General features: G+C 69.5%; 4 protein-coding genes. All 4 read left to right on the top strand.

Annotation, left to right across the window (positions count from 1 at the left end):
* The coding region (locus tag VD972_RS36235) for a pyridoxal phosphate-dependent aminotransferase (RefSeq protein WP_324993386.1) at nucleotides 1–995 on the top strand (995 nt) is incomplete at its 5' end.
* 104 nt (nucleotides 996–1,099) lie between these two features.
* Complete coding sequence (locus VD972_RS36230) at nucleotides 1,100–2,389, top strand: MFS transporter (protein ID WP_324993385.1); 1,290 nt, start codon at nucleotides 1,100–1,102, stop codon at nucleotides 2,387–2,389.
* A gap of 32 nt (nucleotides 2,390–2,421) precedes the next feature.
* Entirely contained in the window at nucleotides 2,422–3,570 is a 1,149-nt protein-coding gene (locus VD972_RS36225) for an SDR family oxidoreductase (protein ID WP_324993384.1), read from the top strand.
* A gap of 457 nt (nucleotides 3,571–4,027) precedes the next feature.
* Nucleotides 4,028–5,475: DNA topoisomerase (locus VD972_RS36220; RefSeq protein WP_324993383.1), on the top strand; the 1,448-nt coding region annotated here is incomplete at its 3' end.

The raw sequence follows: 5,475 nt of genomic DNA, 5'->3' as shown, positions 1-5,475 counted from the left end.
TCGGCCTGAAGTATCCGCTGGAGGGCATCGTCATCGCCGGCGGCGCGCGGCCCATCATCTATGGCAGCTACCGCACCGTGCTGAACGAGGGCGACACCGTCATCTACCCGGTGCCCTCCTGGAACAACAACCACTACGCGCACATGATGGGAGCCCGGAGCGCGGTGGTCGTCACGGAGGCTGACCACGGCTTCATGCCCACGGTGGAGCAGCTTGCCCCGCACATGGCGAGCGCGAGGCTGCTCTGCCTGTGCAGCCCGCTCAACCCCACGGGGACGATGATCACCCCGCAGGCGCTCCAGGCCATCTGCGAGCGCATCGTCTCGGAGAACCGCGCGCGCAAGGAGCGGGGGCAGCCGCCGCTGATCCTGATGTACGATCAGATCTACTGGACGCTGAACTTCGGCCGGGTGAAGCACGTGACGCCGGTGGAGCTGGTGCCGGAGATGGCGCACTACACCGTGTTCGTGGACGGCATCTCCAAGTCGTTCGCGGCCACGGGCGTGCGCGTGGGGTGGGGTGTGGGTCCGCCGTCCATCATCTCGCGCATGCGGGATGTCATCGGGCATGTGGGCGCGTGGGCTCCCAAGGCCGAGCAGATCGCCGTGGCGCGCGCGCTGGACGACGTGCCGGGCACCGCCACCTTCATGGAGACGATGAAGCACCGGGTGGACGAGCGGCTGGAGGCGCTCTACCAGGGCCTGGCGAAGATGCGGGACGCGGGGCTGCCCGTGCGCGCCATCGCGCCGCAGGGGGCCATCTACCTCTCGGTGCAGTTCGACCTGGTGGGCAAGGCGGGGCTGAAGACCAACGAGGACATCCGCAAGCTGCTCCTGGAGAAGGCGAGCTTCGGGGTGGTGCCCTTCCAGGCCTTCGGGCTGACGGATGAGACGGGCTGGTTCCGGCTCTCCGTGGGTGCCGTCTCCCTGGCGGAGATCCGGGAGGCGCTGCCCCGGGTGGAGGCTGTCCTTCGCGCCGCGCAGGGAGGGGCCTGAGCGCCCCTCCCGGATCGTGAGCACCCTCGCTCGAGGGGCAGGCTCACACCGGGAATAGCGGCCCCAGGCGTGAGTTGGGGCCTGCGCGCGTGCGACCTTCACCCATGCTCAAGCGATTCGTGGACGTGCGGGACGAAGAGGTAGGGGCCGTCCTCTGGTCCTTCCTCTACTTCTTCACGTTGATGTGCGGCTACTTCATCCTCAAGCCCGTGCGGGATGAGATGGGGACGGCCGGCGGGGTGAAGAACCTCAAGTTGCTGTGGACGGCCACCTTCGTGGTGATGATGGTGGCGGTGCCGGTGTACTCGGCCCTGGTGTCGCGCTGGCCGCGCAAGCGCGTCATCCCGCTGGTGTACCGCTTCTTCCTGCTCAACCTGCTGGGCTTCTTCGTGGTGCTGAAGCTGGGCGTGGCCCGCGAGCCGGTGGCGCGCGCCTTCTACGTCTGGCTCAGCGTCTACAACCTCTTTGTCGTCTCCGTCTTCTGGAGCTTCATGGCGGACCTGTTCGTCAGCGAGCAGGGCCGGCGCCTCTTTGGCTTCATCGCCGGCGGTGGCACCACGGGCATCCTCCTGGGGTTGCTCCTGGTCCGCCAGCTCGCCATTCCGCTGGGGCCCGTCAACCTCATCCTCCTCACCGCGGTGCTGCTGGAGGTGAGCGCGCAGTGCGTCCAGCGGCTCTCGCGCTGGGCCCATGACGTGCAGCAGCCACCCTCGCTGGGGGCACCAGTAGGCGGCGGTGTGCTCTCCGGCCTCAAGCTGCTGGCCACCTCGCCCTTCCTGCTCGGGCTGGGGCTGCAGACGGTCTTCTATACCGTCACCTCCACCTTCCTCTACATCCTCCAGGTGAAGCTGGTGGACACGATGGCCACCGGCGCGGCCGCGCGCACCACCGCGTTCGCCAACATCGAGCTGGGGGTGCAGGTCCTCACGCTGCTCGTCCAGGCCTTCGTCACCGGGCGGCTCATCTCCAAGCTGGGCCTGGCGGTGGCCATGGCCGTGGCGCCGGTGATTACCGCCCTGGGCTTCCTGGGACTGGCGGCGGTGCCCGCCGTCTTCCTCTTCGTCGCCGTCCGAGCGCTGCGCGGCGCCTCGCACTACGCGCTGGAGCGGCCCTCGCGGGAGATCCTCTTCACCACGGTGAGCCGCGAAGAGAAGTATAAGGCCAAGAGCTTTATTGACACGGTGGTGTACCGGGGGGGAGACGTGGCGGGAGGGTGGATGGAGGGTGGGCTCACCGCGCTCGGGCTCGGGGCCGCGGGAGTGCTGCTGACGGCCATGCCCGTGGCGGGCCTGTGGCTGGCGGTCTCCCTGTATCTGGCCCGGCACCCGCGCGTCCGGCGCAGTGCCGAGGTGGCGGAGCTGACGTCCGTTCCCGGCGACTTGCCAGCCCGTTGAGGGCATGAACCTTTCCAGGGAGGAACACGGCGATGAAGCTGTCTCGCAGAGGCATGATCCAGGGAGCAACCGCGCTCGGCTCGCTCTGGGCAGTGGGGTGTGCATCCACCAAGGACGGCAGCGCGTCCGCGCAGGCCCCGGCGGCTCCCGTCTCGAAGAAGAAGATCCTCATCCTCGGGGGGACGGGGTTCCTCGGGCCCGCGCTGGTGGAGCTGGCGCGTCCGCGCGGCCATACCCTCACCCTGTTCAACCGCGGCAAGACGCGGCCCGAGCTCTTCCCGGATGTGGAGAAGCTCCAGGGGGACCGGGACGGCAACCTCAAGGCCCTCGAGGGCCGCAAGTGGGACGCCGTCATCGACACCTCCGGCTATGTGCCTCGGGTGGTGAGGGCCAGCGCCGAGCTGCTCGCGCCCAATATCGGGCACTACGTCTTCATCTCCACCATCTCCGTCTACAAGGACATGAGCGTCTCCGGCATCGACGAGGAGGCGCCCGTAGCCACGGTGGCGGACGAGAAGACGGAGGACGTGTCCAAGCACTATGGGGCCCTCAAGGCTCTGAGCGAGAAGGCCGCCGAGGCCTCCATGCCCGGCCGCGTCGCCACCGTCCGCCCGGGCCTCATCGTCGGGCCCGGGGATCCGACGGACCGCTTCACCTACTGGCCGGTGCGCGTGGCCCGCGGCGGCGAGGTGCTCGCACCCGGAGACGGGGAGGATCCGGTGCAGTTCGTCGATGTGCGCGACCTGGCCGCCTTCATCCTTGGCCTGGTGGAGCGCAGGGACGTGGGCACCTTCAACGCCACCGGTCCCGAGCGCACCCTCACCATGCGAGAGATGTTGGAGGCCTGCAAGGCGGCCAATGGTGGTGATGCGAAGTTCACCTGGGTCGAGTCGGAGTGGCTGGTGGAGGAGCAGAAGGTGATGCCCTGGTTGCACATGCCCGTGTGGATCCCCCGCTCCGGCGAGGATCGAGGTGTGGGCCGCGTGAGCACCGCCCGGGCGCTGAAGCTCGGGCTGTCGTTCCGGCCCACGGGGGACACCGCGCGCGACACCCTGGCCTGGTTCAAGACGCTGCCGCCCGAGCGCCACCAGAAGATGCTGGCGGGTGTCGCCCCGGAGCGCGAGCGCGAGGTGCTCGCCGCGTGGCACCAGCGCGTGGGCGGCAAGGCGGCCTCCCCCTGAAAAAGCCAAGGGGGATGCCCCTCTCGAGGCACCCCCCTCGCCGACCCAGGCCTGAGGCTGCTCCCCCCTCCCGGCGAGCGTCCCCACGTCAGGTCTCCCGACCGAAGTGCCCCGCCCGGCAGCGCGACACTTCCCTCCTCCCAATGGATGAAAGGGACCTTGGCTCCCCCAAGAAGATGATGGCCAAAACACCCGTGTGGCGTTTCCGGTCCAACGCCAAACACTTGCGTGAGGACGCCACGGGTCGCGAGCGCCGCGTCCCTGGCCGTGTGGGAGCGGCCAGAGAGTGCGAGAACTTCACGGGAGGTGAGGGGTAGGATCCTCGAAGGCAGGGCAAGCAGCCGCCCCAGGTGGGGTGAGAGAGGAGGGCGTCATGTCGGCCCAGCAAGGTAAGGAAGAGTTCACCGAGGGAGCCCGAGCGCATCGGGGCGGGGAAGGATGAAGTAGGGGGGAAGGTATGAGGTGGGATGCGATGGGCGCAGGGCTCGAAGGACACAGGACCCGGGAGGTGGGCCGCGAGACGGGCCGTGAGACGGCTCAGAGGGGTCGTGTGTCCGTGCTGGCGGTGGTGGCCGAGAAGCCCGCTGTGGCGCGGGACATTGCCAAAGCGCTGGGGGCTTCTGAGCGTGGCGAGGGCTGGTTCCGGGGCAATGGCTATGTGGTGACGTGGGCCATTGGCCACCTGGTGGGTCTGGCGCAGCCGCACGAGATACGGCCCGAGTGGAAGCGCTGGAGCCGCGAGCAGCTCCCCATGCTGCCTCGCGAGTGGCCGCTGGTGGTGGCGGAGGGCACGCGCTCCCAGTTCGCGGTGGTGCGCGAGGTGATGAACGCCCCCGAGGTGTCCGCGGTGGTGTGCGCCACGGATGCGGGGCGCGAGGGCGAGCTGATCTTCCGCTACATCTACGAGGCGGCTGGGTGCCGCAAGCCGGTGAAGCGGCTGTGGGTGTCGTCGCTGACGGAGAGCGCCATCCGCGAGGGCTTCCGGCAGCTCAAGGAGGGCAGCGCGTACGATGGGCTGGCGGACGCGGCGAAGGGGCGCAGCCGGGCGGACTGGCTGGTGGGGATGAACCTGTCGCGCCTCTACACGCTGGCGGGCGGGGACATGCTGTCGGTGGGGCGGGTGCAGACGCCCACGCTGGCCATGGTGGTGGAGCGGGAGCTGGCCATCCGCGACTTCGTCCCCGAGGACTACCTGGAGGTGGTGGCCACCTTCGCGCCTCGGGCCGAGGGGGTGTCGCCGGAGGTGCGCTACCGGGGCACGTGGTTCCGCGAGGTGGATCCGAAGACCGGGGTGAAGCTGGCCGAGGGCGTGCGCGAGGCCCGGCGGCTGCCGGCGGACGGCCTGGAGGCGGGCGAGGTGATGGCGCGGGTGCGGACGGGCCGCGCGGCCATCGAGTCACTCACCTCGGAGACGAAGAAGCTGGCGCCGCCGCTGCTCTATGATCTCACGGAGCTGCAGCGGCACGCGAACCGCCTGTATGGGTACAGCGCTCAGCGGACGCTGGAGCTGGCCCAGGCGCTGTACGAGAAGCACAAGCTGCTGAGCTACCCGCGCACCTCGAGCCGGCACCTGTCGACGGAGGTAGCGTCCACGCTGCCGGACGTGGTGCGGACGATCCGCAAGCCGTACGAGCCGCTGCTGGCGTCGGGCACCGGAGAGCGGCCCCTGGGGCGGCGCTTCGTGGATGACGCGAAGGTGACGGACCACCACGCCATCATCCCCACGCCCACGTCACCGGACGAGGCGCGGCTGTCGCCGGACGAGCGGCGCATCTACGAGCTCGTATGCCGCCGGCTGCTCGCGGCGTGGCACGAGGACCACGTGTGGAATGTCACCACGGTGATTACGGCCGTGACGTCGGCGGGGGCGGGTGGGGCGCCGGTGGTGGACCGCTTCCACAGCTC

This window comes from Hyalangium sp. (assembly GCF_035629615.1).
Classification (GTDB): Bacteria; Myxococcota; Myxococcia; order Myxococcales; family Myxococcaceae; genus Hyalangium.
Note: the sequence above shows the minus strand (reverse complement) of the source record. Positions and strands in the feature narration are given on the sequence as shown.

Bases quoted from the DNA above. Each gene is read 5' to 3' on its own strand.
- VD972_RS36230 (WP_324993385.1), top strand. From the start codon at position 1,100: ATGCTCAAGCGATTCGTGGACGTGCGGGACGAAGAGGTAGGGGCCGTC.
- VD972_RS36225 (WP_324993384.1), top strand. From the start codon at position 2,422: ATGAAGCTGTCTCGCAGAGGCATGATCCAGGGAGCAACCGCGCTCGGC.